8 protein-coding genes are annotated in these 16589 nt (G+C 37.6%); 6 read left to right on the forward strand and 2 right to left on the reverse strand.

Annotation, left to right across the window (positions count from 1 at the left end; translation table 11 throughout):
• Window positions 1-2499: a T9SS type A sorting domain-containing protein gene (locus FFS26_RS21280; protein WP_137906068.1), complete on the reverse strand. Its 2499-nt coding sequence runs from the start codon at window positions 2497-2499 to the stop codon at window positions 1-3.
• A 99-nt stretch (window positions 2500-2598) separates the two neighbouring features.
• Window positions 2599-4602 carry an NAD-dependent DNA ligase LigA gene (gene ligA / locus FFS26_RS21285; protein ID WP_137906069.1) on the reverse strand — a complete coding sequence of 668 codons (2004 nt, stop codon included), beginning with the start codon at window positions 4600-4602 and terminating at the stop codon, window positions 2599-2601.
• Window positions 4603-4926: 324 nt separating this feature from the next.
• On the opposite strand from ligA, the gene FFS26_RS21290 reads away from it, so the two are divergent.
• From FFS26_RS21290 to FFS26_RS21315, 6 genes are all read left to right on the forward strand, one after another.
• Window positions 4927-8010: a TonB-dependent receptor gene (locus FFS26_RS21290; protein ID WP_110011818.1), complete on the forward strand. Its 3084-nt coding sequence runs from the start codon at window positions 4927-4929 to the stop codon at window positions 8008-8010.
• 167 nt (window positions 8011-8177) lie between these two features.
• Complete coding sequence (locus tag FFS26_RS21295; protein WP_137906070.1) at window positions 8178-8924, forward strand: glycerophosphodiester phosphodiesterase family protein; 747 nt, start codon at window positions 8178-8180, stop codon at window positions 8922-8924.
• Window positions 8925-9411: 487 nt separating this feature from the next.
• A complete protein-coding gene (locus FFS26_RS21300; RefSeq protein ID WP_137906071.1) occupies window positions 9412-12375 on the forward strand; it encodes a SusC/RagA family TonB-linked outer membrane protein in 2964 nt (987 codons plus the stop codon).
• 10 nt (window positions 12376-12385) lie between these two features.
• Window positions 12386-13834 (forward strand): SusD/RagB family nutrient-binding outer membrane lipoprotein, encoded by a 1449-nt coding sequence (locus FFS26_RS21305; protein ID WP_137906072.1) that lies wholly within the window; start codon window positions 12386-12388, stop codon window positions 13832-13834.
• A 66-nt stretch (window positions 13835-13900) separates the two neighbouring features.
• A complete protein-coding gene (locus tag FFS26_RS21310; RefSeq protein WP_137906074.1) occupies window positions 13901-15463 on the forward strand; it encodes a calcineurin-like phosphoesterase C-terminal domain-containing protein in 1563 nt (520 codons plus the stop codon).
• Window positions 15464-15636: 173 nt separating this feature from the next.
• Complete coding sequence (locus FFS26_RS21315) at window positions 15637-16350, forward strand: 3-ketoacyl-ACP reductase (RefSeq protein ID WP_137906073.1); 714 nt, start codon at window positions 15637-15639, stop codon at window positions 16348-16350.
• Window positions 16351-16589 lie beyond the last annotated feature (239 nt).

Genomic DNA, 16589 nt, shown 5'->3' on the forward strand with positions numbered 1-16589 from the left:
TTAATCCTTAATAAACTTTTGTACAATTATTTTGTCTTTTGTGAAGGCTTTGAGAATATAGTTTCCTTTAGAAAGCTCAGAAACAGGAATTGAGTTTCCTTTTACATTTGTTGAACTGATAATTCTTCCGGCTGCATCATAGATTTCAGCTTTTATAATTTCATTTTTAGATTGAATATTTAAAATATCTCTTACCGGATTCGGATATATGGAAATAACATTGTTTTCTTTATCAGTTTCTGCTGTTGCTAATACATTTTGAACGCTTGTTGTATAAGTATTGGTAATAATCGGAGCATTGTAATCGAAGTAAATATTGGCTGTATTGCTGAAGCTATTACCAAGATTTAAGGTAGACTTGGTTTTAATTTTGAATGAAACATATCCGTCATTATTTGCATCATCAAAAGGCAGTTGGATATTTTCAAAGATGAATTCTACTGTATTCGGATTGGTAATTCTTGTTGCAAAATTGTGACTTCCGTTCAACGCAACTAAACTTGATATGTCAAATTTAGAAGTATCAATAACATCCTTTACCACAATATTCTGTGCATTTGCGGTACCTGTGTTTTCAAACCTGATCAGATAATGCACATAATCTCCAACCTGGGTTTGCGTAATAGTAGTTCCTTCCAGACAAGTCTTATCATTCGGGTCAAAAGAATTGACTACCGATTGGTTCAACGTGAAATTATTGTCAACTGGTGTTTCATCAGTAGCTCCATTGATTTGTGCTGTGTAATGCAGAATGTCACCGCTGTTTAACGATGGAGTCTGTATTGGGGTATTTAATTTCAGTGTTACGGTGACTTCTCTGGTTTCAAGAGGAAGAAGATTGTTGAAATTCCATGTTAAAATACCAGTAGATTGTGTATCCGGAGCAACTGTTGCATTCATGTAATTCATCAGATTGTCGTTGAAATTGAAAACAATATTTCCTGATTGGGCCACAGTTCCTTTGTTTTTGTAAACAATTTTGTATTTGGTATCAAATCCTGGAATAGCAGCTGTTACAGGAATAATCAGGACTTCAAGATCATTATGAGTTCCGTTCGCTGTTAAGCAGAAATTTTGATTCAAAGGGCTTGTTTGTGCCGGAAAGTTTACTGTTAAAGTACTTGGAGATATGGTCCAATAGGCTGGATTTTCTGAAATTGGCGTAATTGTATGAGCACCTGTTTGTAAAGGAATAGAATAATTTCCTGATGAATCAGCAATCATATTTCCGGAAACAGAACCGCTTGTAATCGAAAATTTTTGGAAAGGTTTGTTAGCATCATTGATATCACAGCCATTGTTGTTAATATCATATCTTGTATTTCCGGTAACTTTATAATAAGTACCACCCGGTGTAAATGAACAATAAGAATTTAAATTAATAGTATTGAGAGAATGCGTAGATAAATAATTACTGATCGCTGCGAAATCTCCATCATCACAGCAAATATATTTAAGATTAGGATTGTTATTATTAATATGAAACCAGGATGTGACATTCAGTATAGTTCCTCCGCTTTTCAGATTAATATTTTTCAGAAGTGCATTGTCATAGATCGTGATGTTTTCCAATAAAGGATTCATACTTAAATCCAGTGTTGTAAGATTATTATTTAAAGTACTAAACTGTCTTAAAGCTGGAAAAATGGAAAGATCTATAGCTGTCAGACCTGTAGATTGTAACCCAAGAGACTCTATGTTCGTTGTACCGACCAGAGATAATGTGGAGATCGGGCTTTGTGAAAGATATACAGTATCTAGGTTTTGTAGATTATGTAACTGAAGTGTTGTTAAAGCGCTACAGTTATAAATTCCCAGATTATTCAAATTCGTACAACCGGTCAAATTTATATTATTGGTTGAAGAGCTGTTTCTTATTTGAAGCCATTCCAAAGCACTCATATTACTAAAATCCAAAGATTGAATATTAGTCTTATTGATCTCCAAAGATTTCAAATTAGGGCAAAGGCTAAGATTAATGGCATTTATAGGTTGCGTAGAATTCAGATTGTTAATAAGCAGACTTTTCAATGAATTGCTTTGTAAGTTATAATTCGTAATATTATTATGCTCGGAAGACATCGTTGCTAAAGATGTACAACCTGCAATATTCAGAGAAGTTAATTGTGAATTATAGTTTACTGTTAAAGCGATGAGGTTAGTCATAGTACTTACGTCAACAGTAGAAACAGAAGTTCCGAATAGATACAACTCTGTTAAATTAGTAAAGCTTTTAATCCCTTCGATGGATTGAATATTTACTCTGTTTCCATAATAAAGATCAGACAGCTTTACAACATTATTGGCTTCACTTTGTTGTATGATGCCATCGTTATTAGTGTCAACGGGAATATTGCTTCCATATTGATCTTTTGCATAGCCATTACTGTAATTAGCTGTTAACAAGAAATTCTTAAAAGCTGCGTCCGGGATATTCACATTTTGCGCTTGAAATACCGCAAAAAGCATCATAGAAACGATGAGGTAGATTTTTTTCATGTATTATTAGTTTATAGTTATTTTTGTAATTGTAAAGCAAAAATAAACCATTAAGAGGAATATCTTAATGGTTTAGTAAATAATTATTAAAAATATTTATTATTTTTCAATCAGATCCAGAAACTGCTGCTCATCCAGAATATGGATAGTTCCGATATCCTGAGCTTTTTTCAGCTTGCTTCCTGCTTTTTCACCTACTACAAGATAGTTGAGGTTTTTTGAAACCGCAGAAATATTTTTTCCGCCATGCTTTTCTACCATTTCCTCGGCAGATTCTCTGGTAAATAATGACAATTTTCCTGTGAACAGGAAAGTTTTTCCTTCCAGAACATTCGATAATACTTCATTGGTGCTTTCTCCTTTCTCAAGCTGTACTCCGGAAGATTTCAATCGTTCGATCATCAATACGTTTTCAGAATTCTGGAAGAAATCTACAATACTCACTGCAATTTTAGCTCCGATATCTTCTACCTGGCAAAGCTCTTCTACCGTAGCATTCTTTAATTCTTCAATCGTCGGGAAGTTTTTTACCAGTTTTTTGGCAACCGTTTCTCCCACGTGCTTAATCCCAATCCCATACAATACCTTTTCAAAAGGAATCTCTTTGGATTTTTCAATTCCTGTGATGATATTCTGGGCAGATTTTTCAGCCATTCTTTCCAGTGGAAGAAGCTGTTCTTTTGTCAAAACATAGAAGTCAGCAGGATTTTCAATCAGTTTTTCTCTGTACAGCTGTTCTATGGTTTCACTTCCAAGGTTGTCAATATTCAAAGCTTTTCTGGAAACGTAATGGATCATTCTTCCCACGACCTGTGGCGGGCAGTGAAGCTCGTTCGGACAGAAATGAATCGCCTGATCCTCAATTTTTACCAGCTCGGTACCACATTCAGGACAATGTTTGATGTATTCAATTTCTTTGCTTTCTTCCGTTCTTTTATCTGTGTTTACCCCTACGATTTTCGGAATAATTTCACCTCCTTTTTCTACGTACACGAAATCATGTTCATGAAGATCCAGCTTTTTGATGATATCTTCATTGTGCAGAGAAGCTCTTTTCACAATGGTTCCTGCGAGTAAAACAGGTTTAAGGTTGGCAACAGGAGTAATAGCTCCGGTTCTTCCCACCTGATAAGAGACACTTTGAAGTTCTGTTTCTACTTTTTCTGCTTTAAATTTATAAGCCATAGCCCAACGCGGAGATTTGGCCGTATAGCCAAGTTGTCTCTGCTGCTGTAGTGAATTAACTTTTAAAACAATACCATCAATTTCAAAAGGAAGATTATGACGTTCTGTGTCCCAGAAAGTAATAAATTCCTGTACCTCAGCCATTGTTTTACATAATTTGGCCTGCTGGGAGGTTTTGAAGCCCCAGCTCTGAGCTTTCTGAAGCAGTTCCCAATGGGTTTCCGCAGGAACTTCATCAGAAATAAACTGGTATAATACGGAAGAAAGTCCACGCTTTCTTACCTCAGCACTGTCTTGCATTTTCAGACTTCCGCTGGCCGTATTTCTTGGATTCATGAAGGGATCAAGACCTTCTTCCTCACGAAGTTTATTAATTTTGTCAAAGTTTTTTCTGGTCAGATAAATTTCACCACGCATAAAAAAATGAGCAGGGAAATCCCCTTTTAAAGTCAGAGGAATATCTGAAATGGTACGTACATTCGGGGTAATCTCATCACCCTGGAAACCGTCACCACGGGTAACTGCCTGTGACAATTTTCCGTTTTCATAAAGAATAGAAATGGATGCTCCGTCATACTTCAGCTCAGCAACGAATTCTACAGGATCTTCAATGGTTTTGATGATTCGTTTCTCCCAGTCTTCCAGATCGTCAAAATCATAGGAATTGTCCAGAGAATACATCCTGAACTTATGCTGAATCGTAGGGAAAACTTTGGTAACACCGCCACCTACACGAACGGTAGGAGAATTTTCATCATAGAATTCGGGATACCTGGCTTCCAGATCCTGTAGCTCCTCCAGAAGCATATCAAATTCATAATCTGTAATGGTGGGAGTATCCAGTTGGTAGTAGTTTTCGTTATGTTGGTGAAGCTCTTTGCGGAGCTGTTCTATCTTTTGTTGAATGTTTTCAGACATTGGGTTTCTATCTTTTGAGCAAAAATAACTAAAGTAATTGCATTTAAAAAATAACAGAATAAAATAGTACAGGAAAATTAAAAATGTTTAATATGTCTTAACCTACTGGTTTTACAGAAAATAAAACACGTGTTTAAAGTAATTTAACATAAAGTTCTGATTTAATTAAAAGAATGTTAAAACTTTCTTAAACACCCCGCTCTTAAAGTCAAAATACCTTTGCACATCAGATTGAAAGAAACCTCATAATGATCTATCATCATGAAAATCAAAGAGGTTTCCGGGCTAACATCAAAAAGTTAATAATATAGATCTTCGGAAGAAATGAAAAAAGTAAAGATTGTACTGGGATTATTGTTTTTAGGGCTTGGGACAATGGCTTATGCACAGACCACGCAGGCTTCTATTGTAGGGAAAGTTACCGGACCGGGAAGTACGGCTCAGGAAAAAGTGAAAGTAACGATCGTGAATGAGTCTACAGGATTCAGAACGGAAACGGAAACCAACTCAAAAGGGGAATATATTTTTAAGGAAATTCCTCTTGGAGGGCCTTACACGGTCATTGTGAATGACGATAAAAAAGAAGGCTATAATGTCAACTTCGGAGATCAGGTGACCGTGAATATGGATCTGGGGAACGAAAAGACTATTGAGGAAGTAAAAATTACAGGAAACCTTAAAAACAAGATCGGAAACCTGGGAGCAGCTACCGCAATTTCTGCGAAAAACATCAGCATGCTTCCGGTGAACGGAAGAAACTTCACCAATCTTACGGAATTATCTCCGTTAAGTGGAAAAGGAGGAAACCTTTCCGGTCAGCTTGGATCTTCCACTAACTTTACGATTGACGGGATGACAGCAAAAAATCCTACTTCCGCAGGATCAACCACCAGCCGAAGCGGTGCACCATTCTCCATCTCCATTGAAGCGGTCCGTGAATTCAAAATCACTACCAACCAATATGATGTTACATTGGGAAGAAGTGGAGGAGGAACAGTAAGTGCTGTTACCAAATCAGGAACCAATAAATTTTCCGGAAGTGCCTGGGAATATTTAAGAACAAACTGGCTTTCCAGTCCCTATGACATCAGAGGAAACAAAAGAAATAATGACTTCTCCACTTCCCAGTTCGGATTTTCATTGGGAGGTCCGATCATTAAAAATAAATTACACTTCTTCGTAGCATGGGATCATCAGCTGGATTCAAGACCTTTAGTGATTGCTGATATCAAATCTCCGGATGATGAGAAGAGATTCAACACAACTACGCAGACGCTTAATCAGTTCCTGGATATTGCAAGAGCTAAATATGGAGTAGGAAGCAGCCCGCAATTCGGAACTTTTGATAAAGTGAGAAACTCTGATGCCGGTTTCTTACGTCTAGACTGGCAGATTAATGAAAAGCATTTATTAACGCTTAGAAATAACTTTACTTACGATCTTAACAAAAACGGATTGGGTGACAATACCAATATCAACTTCTTTGAATCGTACGGGAATGATAAAAACCTTGATAACAGTTTATTGTTAACTTTAAGATCAAATCTGAGACCTAACTTAACCAACGAATTAAAGGCGCAGTATCTTTATACTTTTCAGGACAGTTACCAGAACAATCAATTAGGAAAACCTGTACCAAGAGCTATTGTTGAAGGAGTATCTTCCAGTGCGGGATCTACGAATATTCAGATCGGCGGACACCGCTTTGCTCAGGAAAGCTTCAGAAATAATGTGTTCCAGATCGTAGATAACCTATACTATAATACAGATAAGGTAAAATATACGTTTGGGGCTGACCTTATGTATACAACAGCAAAATCGGTATACGGAAGTGAGGTGAACGGAAGATTCCATTTCCAGGGAATGAGCAATTTTGAGACCATGACACCTTACAGATTCTATAGAGAAGTTCCTTTGGTGGCCGATCCGTCTGTCAGATCAAATATCTGGAACATCGGTCTCTATGGGCAATTCCAGACCAAAGTAGCTAAAGGGCTTGATTTGATGGCTGGTTTGAGATTAGATTACGGTGGTTACCCGAAAGCAGAATTCAACCAGAAACTGTTTGATGAAATGGGAATCAGAACGGATAACCAGATCAAATCATTTGTCATCCAGCCAAGATTCCAGTTTGACTGGAACATCAATGAAGGAAATAAAGACTTCCTGAAGTTCGGTGCCGGAATTTTCTCTTCCGATATCAACAATTATATGATCATCAACAACCTTGTATTTGATGGAAAACATCTGGCTACTGTGGATGTAACCGGTAAAGATGTTCCGTTCCCGGATTTCAACAGCTATAGAGATGATTACAATACGGTTCCGTCACTTTCTCAGAAGCAGATTCCAACGATCAACTATACCGGTAAGGATGCAAAGATCCCGATCGTTTATAAAGCCAATATTTCTTATACCCACTTCTTCAATGAAAGGTTCAGAGCAGGAATTGCAGGATACATGGCTTTAGGTAGAAACAATTACTATTATTACGACAGAAACATGGTGGCCAATCCTTTCTTTACACTGGCTAATGAAGGCGGAAGAGGAGTATTTATTCCTACAGGGGCTATTACCAATAATGCTAATAACAGTGTAAGTTTCGACTGGAAACAGGGAAGAATCAATAATAATTTCGGAAGAGTACTGGAATTGGTGAGCGATGGTAAAGTAAACCAGTTCTCATTTGTAATCGATACAAGTTACCGCTACTGGAAAGATGGAGAAATCACCGCAAGTTATACATGGTCTGATATTAAAGACAATACTTCATACAACGGAAACGTAGCCAACTCTGCAACATTGTCTACCATGATTCAGAGTGATCCTAGAGATTTAAGAATGACCTATTCTGACAACCAGTTCCGTAATAAAGTCGTTATTTATGGTAACTCGCCTACGATTGCAGGATTTACTTTAGGAATCAGATACTCAGGGATTGGAGGAACCCGTTTCTCTGCAACAACAGGGGGAAATATCAACGGAGACTTCGTAGATTCCAACGACCTTGCTTTTATCTTCCCGAATCTTACCCAATCTATTTTGGATGATCCACAGGTAGGACAGGCTCTGAAAGATTATATCACTGAATACAACGGAAAAATTGCAGAACGTAATGGTGGTAAAAACGGTTTCTACGGTGTTTGGGACGTACGTGTTGCCAAGAAAATTAAATTCGACAAAGTGGGAGCTTTCGAACTTTCCGTAGATATTTTCAACGTGGCCAACCTTCTGAACAAAGAATGGGGGGTAAACAAATCATACGGAAATACTTCTCTGTATAAAGTGACGAAGTTTAATAAAGATACGATGCAGTACGAATACACCAAAAACGTAAGTGGAGGCGGTTTGGTTCCTCTGACAGGAAATCCTTACCAGATCCAGATCGGTGCGAAATACAGTTTCTAACTTTTACCTTTCTTAACCACTGAAGACATAAAAGAAATTGAGCCGGCTATGGTAAATCTCACTTAGCTTTAATCAGTAAATCTTTTATGTCTTTTGGTTTTTATTTTGTAATAACTACCTTTATCAGGAAGTTTCACGACTTTATTTTAATAATTTAAAATTATATTATGAAAAATTTTATCTTAGGGTTAGCAGTTTTAAGTACAGTTATGATGAAAGCACAAACCCAGATTATTGCCCATAGAGGATATTTCCAGGCTCAGCCTCCAACAACAGAGAATTCAATTCAATCATTGGAAAATGCCCAGAAATTAAAAATATATGGGTCGGAATTTGATGTAAGAATGACAAAAGATGGTGTATTGGTGATCAATCATGATGAACACCATGGTAAAATGGAAATTTCAGAAACTCCTTTCAAAGAACTGGAAGCATTGAAATTATCCAACGGAGAAAAATTCCCGACCTTAAAAGATTATTTGAAGCAGGGGAAAAAAGACAAATCTCTGAAGCTGATCGTTGAGATCAAGCCAGCGAAAACTCCGGAAATAGAAAATGAAATCACAGAGAGAACGATCAAAATGATTAAAGATATGAAGCTGGAATCTCAAAGTGAGTTTATTTCTTTCAGCCTTAATATCTGTAAAGAGATCAAAAAACTGGCTCCGTCTTTTAAAGTTCAGTATCTGAATGGTGAACTGTCTCCTGAGCAGATCAAACAAGAAGGATTGGACGGTATGGATTACCACTACAGTGTTTTCCAGAAAAACCCAACATGGATTGCTGATGCAAAAGGATTAGGGCTAATTACCAATTCATGGACCGTAAATGACGTTGCTGTTTACGAAGAATTGAAAAAACAAGGGATAGGATTCGTAACAACCAATATTCCTGATCAGTTGAAGAATAAATAAACAGATTTAAAATCTTCAGAAATATAACAACTGAAGAACAAAATATTCCCCTCCTTGAGGGGTGGCAAAAATTCAAAGAATTTTGACGTGGTGGTCAAACGAAATTTTTTAACCATCTCAACAGATAACCAATAATTTACACAGTCTGCCTATTGATAATTGGCAGACTGTTTATTTTTAGCAGCTAAAGCCTTTTTTAATAATAAATGAAAGCAATAAGAGATTAAATTTGATTTTAATATATTGTAATTCAGTTATTTAAGTATTATGTATAGTATTATCTCAAAACCAGACAATAAAGATACATAAATGATGTCTGTAAACTATATTAAAAATACTTAATTGCTTAATTGTTTGTTAATTAGCTATTTGTCTAATGTTATTAAGATTGGATTAACAAATGGTTTAATAAATTTTTAAGAAACGTTAAAAGTGTGTTAAGACGTTCCTTGTAATGTCGTTCTAATTTTGCGCAAACAAAAAGGAAATGCGTAAAGAGACACAAAAACTGTTGGTTTTGTCGCTGTTAGGATTCGTCAGCGTCAATCTGGCAGCTCAGCAGAAAGCTAAAAAGGACACCGTTAAAGGAATTGATGAAGTAGTTGTAACTGCTTTGGGAATCAAGAGGCACGACAGAGCTTTAGGGTATGTTGCCGAAAAAGTAGATGCCAAAACATTTGAAGAAACCCAGAACAACAACTGGGCGCAATCCATGGAAGGGAAGGTGGCCGGCCTTAAAATCCAGACCGCCGGAGCAGGACCGTTGGGAACTTCCAGAATTACTTTGAGAGGGGAAAAATCCATTATGATGGATCACAACTATGCTCTTATTGTAGTGGATGGAGTGCCATTGGGAAATTCCACCACAGGTTCCGGTACAGCAGCCTATGGAGCTGGTTCCGGAGGTGATGTTCCCATCGATCTTGGAAATGGATTGAACAGCATCAATCCGGATGATATTGAATCCGTAACGGTATTGAAAGGAGCTTCTGCAGCCGCATTATATGGTTCCCGTGCTGCCAATGGTGCCCTAATGATCACCACAAAATCCGGAAAAACAAAAAACGGAAAACTAAGAGTAACTTTCAATTCTTCCTCAAGCTTTGATTCCGTATTGAAATGGCCGGACTGGCAATACGAATACGGGCAGGGAACACTGGCCACCAATACAGCAGGAAACTTTTACTATTCTTATGGCCTTTCTCCTGATGGACCAAGTACCGGAGGAACCAGTAGTGCTTTTGGTCCTAAATTCGCCGGACAATATTATTTCCAATACGATCCTAACGTAATGGGGCAGAGCAAGGAAAGACAATTGTGGAGACCTTATGAAAATAATATTAAAGGTTTCTGGAGAACAGGTTCTACTTACTCGAACAGTATCTCGGTAGAAAGCTCCAATGAGAAAACCAGCTTCAGATCTTCACTTACTTACCTTAATAACGAGTGGATGATGCCGAATACAGGCTTCGACAGATTCAATTTTGCGTTGTCATTTGCCCATCAGCTTACCCAAAAATTAAAAATATCAACAAAATTTGCTTATAACACTACTACCAGTGACAACCTTCCTGCGACGGGATACAACAATCAGTCGATTTCCTATTTCATGATCTTCCAGAATCCCAATGTAGATCTGGAGTGGTATAAGCCGATCTGGAAGCCAGGGCAGGAACAGGTTGATCAGATCCATCCGTTCAGTTCTTACATAGACAATCCTTATATGATTGCTTACGAAATGCTGAATGGAGTCAGAAAGAAGACGATTACAGGAAATATTACGGCAGATTATCAGTTTAATAAAAATTTCAGTATAATGCTGAGGTCAGGGATTGAAATCCTGAATGAAAAAAGAACGACCAAAAGACCATGGAGTTCTGCCAATTACCTGAAAGGTTTCTACAGAGAGCAGTTTATCAAAAACCAGGAATATAATAACGACCTTTTGTTCTCTTATAAAGCAGACTGGAATAAATTCAGTATTTCAGCGTCAGCAGGGGGAAGTATCCGTTATAATGAATACCTGCTTAATGATTATCAGGCCATCGGATTGAAAACTGCAGGGGAATACAGCCTTACCAATGCGCTTAATATTCCGGTTAAATATCCGGCACCAAGAGATAAACATGTAGACAGTGTTTACGGTTTGCTTACCCTGGGATATGACAATAAAGTATTTGTAGACATTACCGGAAGAAATGACTGGAGCTCTACGCTTCCGAAGCAAAACAGATCTTTCTTTTATCCTTCGGTGAGTACCAGTTTCATATTATCAGATATTTTTAATCTGAAAAGCAATAATCTGAACTTGTGGAAACTGAGAGCTTCATGGGCAAAAGTAGGGATTGACAGTGATCCTTATCTTTTGGACAATTATTATACAGCAAGCAATATTACAGGAAGTGTAGTAGCACCTACCACTTTTAATAATCCTACCCTTAAACCTGAGAAAAATACCAATATAGAAGCCGGTATGGATTTCAGCCTTTTCAAAAACAGATTGAACCTGAATCTTACTGCCTATCAGAATTTCAGTGAAAACCAGATTATCCCTGTATCGTTACCCACCGAAGCAGGATATTCCAAAAGGATCATTAATGCGGGAAAAATCCGAAACAGAGGTCTTGAACTTTCTGCCGATATCTTAGCTGTAAAAGGCAAAGATTTCTCATGGAAAGTAGGTGGAAACTGGTCTACGAACGAAAACAGAGTGATGACCTTACCTGAAGGCTTTGATGGCATTGTTTCCAACGTAGGAGATGTAGTATTCTATAAAATGGAAGTAGGAGGTTCACTGGGCGATATGTATGGATTTAAATTATTAAGAACTCCGGAGGGAAAAGTAATTTACGGAGACAACGGGCTTCCTGCGAGACCCGCAGATATTGAAAAAGTAGGAAATGCATTCCCTAAATGGAGGGCCGGTCTTCAGAATGATTTCAAAATCAAAAACTTTACGATCAGTTTCTCATTTGACGGTCAGTATGGTGGTATTGCGTATTCTCAGTCACATCATAAAATGTCTGAACAAGGTAAGCTTAAATCTACTCTTCCGGGAAGAGATAATCCTGGCGGAATGATTGTAGGAGACGGGGTTGTTCAGAATCCTGACGGAACTTACAGTACCAACACAAAAGGAGTTCTGGTATCTTCTTATTACGGAGATTACTACAGAAGAGCCAATGTGGAAACCAACAGTTTCAGTACAGACTTTATTAAGCTGAGAGACGCAAGAATTGCTTATTCCTTCCCTAAAGAAACCATAAAATCTATAGGTCTGGATGATCTTACGATTGCCATATTCGGAAAGAACTTATGGATGTGGACCAAATTTCCGATGTTTGACCCTGAAGTGGCTACACTGGACAATGCAACCATCACTCCGGGAGTGGAAATGGGACAGCTTCCGACAGCGAGAACAGTTGGTTTTCAGTTAAATCTTAAATTCTAAAATTTTAAAAATGAAAAAAATAATCATACATCTGACATTGGCAGTTTCTGTTTTCATGCTTCAATCCTGTGACAGAACCTTTGATGAAATGAATACAGATACCAGTAAAGTTAAAGACCCTTCAGTTGGCAGTCTTCTCGCTCCGATACAGTATGAAATGGGTAGTTATGGCTATAACAGGGCAGATGATTTCACCTTTGATATCATGCAGATCGCTTTAGATTTTCCCAATGAAGGAAATTCCTACAGCAGATATTATATGGATGAAAAAAGTGGTAACGGATACTGGAATACTTCTTACAGATGGCTTAAGCAGGTAAGCGATCTTAGAAAATATGCAACAAAAGAACAGAATAATAATTATCTGGCGATTTCAATGGTCCTGAACGCATGGATTGCTTCCAATCTTACTGATGCTTTTGGGGATATCCCTTTATCTGAAGCATTAAGAGTTGAAGAAAATATTTTAAAACCAAAATATGATAAGCAGAAAGATGTCTATATCCAGCTGTTAAATGACCTGAAAACAGCCAACACGTTATTCAATACCAATCAGGCATTAACGGAAACAGATCTGTTTTATAACGCCAATACAAATAGTCAGACCGGAATTTTAGGATGGAAAAAATTCTGTAACTCTCTATCATTAAGATTACTGACCAGAATTCTAAGCCGGAACGGAGAAGTGAATGTGTATGAAAGAATTCAGGAAATTATCAACAATCCGGCACAATACCCAATTTTCCAGAATAATACAGACAGTGCAGTGCTGCCGCTTTCCGGAATATCTCCTTACTTACAACCGATCGCCCGTCCACAGGATTTTACAGCGTACAGGGCAGCAGGTGAATTCTTTGTGAATGCCATGAAAGATAACAATGATCCAAGGATGAGCATGTTTTTTACGAAAGCTAAAGCAACATCAGGAGAAGATCTTGGTTATAAAGGAGCTCCATCAGGATATGCTTTGGGAACATCTTTCAACTATCAGCCTTCCAACCTGAACCAGAACCTGGCGAAAGCCCCTTTAAAGATTTTAATCATGACCTATTCTGAAGTACAGTTTATCCTGGCAGAATTAGTAAATAAAGGGATCATCGCAGGAAATCAGCAGACCTATTACGAAACCGGGGTGAAATCTATAATAGAACAGTGGGGAGCAACAGTTCCTGCCAATTACTTCAGTAATCCTAAAGTGGCGTATGACGGTTCTCTGGAAAAAATTATGCTTCAGAAATACATTTCCCTGTTTTTTGTTGATCATCAGCAATGGTATGAGTACAGACGTACGAAACTTCCGGTACTTCCAAATAACGGCGGACTTCAGAACGGCGGACAGATGCCTGTGAGATTTATGTATCCTACCGCTACAAAAGTAATGAATGCGGATAACTATAATGCAGCCGTACAATCCATGGGTGGAGACAATATCAATGTGAAAATGTGGTGGAATAAATAATTGTGATTTAAAGATTAAAATAATTTAAAGATTTAAAAAATTATGAGTATCAATATAAAATTTATAATGCCTTGTATGCTGGTTTCAGCAATGGCTTTCTCGCAGGCTTCTGTTGCCGGATATGTATTCGAAGACAGTAACAAAAATCAAAAGAAAGAAAACCGCGAAAAAGGAATTGAAGGAATAGCCGTTTCTAATGGGGTTCAGGTAGTTCTTACGGATAAAAACGGTAGATACAGTCTTCCGGTTCAGGAAGATCAGAGTATTTTTGTCATCAAACCTTCAGGATATCAGACAGCTTTAAATACAAACAATCTTCCACAGTTTTATTATCATCATAAACCCAATGGATCCCCTGCAGATTTTAAATACAAAGGAGTTGCGCCCACAGGAGACCTTCCCAAAGAACTGAACTTCCCGCTTTATAAGCAAAACGAGAACAAAAATTTTGACATCCTTGTTTTCGGTGATCCGCAGCCTTACACAGAAAAAGAACTGGACTACTTCAAAAGAGGAATCGTAAACGAAGTGAAAAATACTAAGAAAAATGCAGTACTGGGAATCAGTCTGGGAGATTTGGTAGGTGATAATCTAAGCCTGCAGAAACCTTATGCAGACGTTATGAAAGAAGTTGGACTGCCTTGGTATAATGTGATGGGAAATCATGATATGAATTATGATGCAAAAGAAGACAAGCTTTCCGATGAAACATTTGAATCGAACTTTGGTCCGGCCAATTACGCTTTCAACTATGGTAATGTGCACTTTATCATTCTGGATGATATTCTTTATCCGGATCCGAGGGATGACAAAGGATACTGGGGTGGTTTCCGTGAAGACCAGCTTCAGTTCATCGAAAACGATCTGAAACTGGTTGATAAGAATAAGCTGATTGTCATTTCTTTTCATATTCCGTTGGAACATAACAACGAAGACAATTTTAGAAATGCCGACCGTCAGAAGTTATTTGATTTCTTAAATCCTTTCCGGAATGTATTGCTTTTATCAGCACATACCCATATCCAGCAGCAGATTTTCTACGGCAAAAAAGCAGGCTGGAACGGAATCAAAGAATTACACGAATATAATGTTGGAACTACCTGCGGCGACTGGTATTCAGGAACACCGGATGATGCCGGACTTCCTACCTCAACCATGAGAGACGGAACGGCAAAAGGATATTCTTTTATCAGCTTTGCAGACAATCAGTATAAAGTGAAATACAGAACTGCTGGAAAACCGGAAGACTATCAGATCAAATTATATGTTCCGAAAGTGATTTCTTCGTCAAGAACTTCAGCCAAAGTGCTGGCCAATTTCTTCATGGGAAGCAAAAAAGACAAAGTAGAATACAGAATAGACGGTGGAAAATGGGAAGAAATGAAGTACGATGAAACCATCGACCCGAATTTTGCTCTTTCTGTTTTCAAATGGGATTCTACAGAGAAAATTCTTCCGGGCAGAAGACCTTCCAATCCTGAAATGTCAAAACATATCTGGGAAGCAGATTTTCCTAAGAAATTAGCATTAGGAAAACACAAAGTTGAGGTGAAAGCTGTAGACATGTATGGAAATGAATTCTCCGCTTCAGAAGAATTTGAAGTTCAGAACGCCATCCAGATTCCTTAAGCTTTTTATTTTTTTTACTATACCTTTTTTTAGATTTGAAACCGGTTCTTATGAGCCGGTTTTAATTTTTATCGAGTTTTACGATAAACAATTAAAAAACTATTAAATCCATGTTTTCGCTGTTTCGTAAAAATGTTCTTTCGTAACTTTGTATCAAGAAAAGTATCATTACTATGAATATAAACGGAAAAAATGCCATCATAACAGGTGGTGGAAGAGGATTAGGAAAAGCTGTTGCACTTGCTTTGGCTAATGAAGGAGTAAACGTTGCCATTACAGGAAGAAACGAGGAAAACCTTAAAATGACGGTTGAAGAAATCAAAAAATCAGGAGTAAATTCAGCATATGCCGTATTTTCTGTAGACAATGAAATTCAGGTAAAAGCTGGAATAGAATCTTTAGCAGAGCAGTTGGGAGGAATTGATATTCTGATCAATAATGCGGGAATCGGAGACTTTGGATTGATCGAAGAAATGCCATCCGAAACATGGGAGCAGGTTATAAAAACCAATCTTTTCGGGGTGTATTATGCAGCTAAGGCAGCTTATCCATTTATGAAAGCTAAAGGAGAAGGTGATATTGTTAACGTAGCTTCTACTGCAGGTCTGAAAGGGGGACCGAATATGTCTGCATACGCCGCTTCAAAAGCAGCCGTAGTATCTCTTTCTCAATCTATGATGGCAGAATGGAGAAAACAAAATATCCGTGTCATTACGCTGACTCCAAGTACTATTGCTTCTGATATGAGCATCCAGGGCGGTCTTACAGACGGAAATCCTGACAAAGTATTACAGCCTGAAGATTTTGCAGAATGGGTAAGAGATATCCTGAAAATGAACAGAAGAGCGCTGATTGCAAACGGTTCTATTTTCTCTACGAATCCTTAAGAGATTTAAAAATTTAAAGTTCAGAGTTTAATGTTTAAAGTCTAAAGCTGTTAATAAGAATTCTTCTCATGAACAATAAAATTCAATAGGAGCGGGCTTTAGCCCGCTTTATTTTGTATGTTTCTTAGGCTTTAGATTCTGTGTTAACTTCCAAATATTTTTTATACATTTATATTTATAAAAGCGACCTTGAGTTAGCTTGCGTAGGGTGAACGTCTTTGATTTTTACCCTACTTTCT

The organism is Chryseobacterium sp. 2VB (genome assembly GCF_005503635.1).
GTDB lineage: Bacteria > Bacteroidota > Bacteroidia > Flavobacteriales > Weeksellaceae > Chryseobacterium > Chryseobacterium cupriresistens.

Bases quoted from the DNA above. Each gene is read 5' to 3' on its own strand.
- FFS26_RS21310 (WP_137906074.1), top strand. From the start codon at position 13,901: ATGCCTTGTATGCTGGTTTCAGCAATGGCTTTCTCGCAGGCTTCTGTT.
- FFS26_RS21305 (WP_137906072.1), top strand. From the start codon at position 12,386: ATGAAAAAAATAATCATACATCTGACATTGGCAGTTTCTGTTTTCATG.
- FFS26_RS21295 (WP_137906070.1), top strand. From the start codon at position 8,178: ATGAAAAATTTTATCTTAGGGTTAGCAGTTTTAAGTACAGTTATGATG.
- FFS26_RS21315 (WP_137906073.1), top strand. From the start codon at position 15,637: ATGAATATAAACGGAAAAAATGCCATCATAACAGGTGGTGGAAGAGGA.
- FFS26_RS21290 (WP_110011818.1), top strand. From the start codon at position 4,927: ATGAAAAAAGTAAAGATTGTACTGGGATTATTGTTTTTAGGGCTTGGG.
- FFS26_RS21300 (WP_137906071.1), top strand. From the start codon at position 9,412: ATGCGTAAAGAGACACAAAAACTGTTGGTTTTGTCGCTGTTAGGATTC.
- ligA (WP_137906069.1), bottom strand. From the start codon at position 4,602: ATGTCTGAAAACATTCAACAAAAGATAGAACAGCTCCGCAAAGAGCTT.
- FFS26_RS21280 (WP_137906068.1), bottom strand. From the start codon at position 2,499: ATGAAAAAAATCTACCTCATCGTTTCTATGATGCTTTTTGCGGTATTT.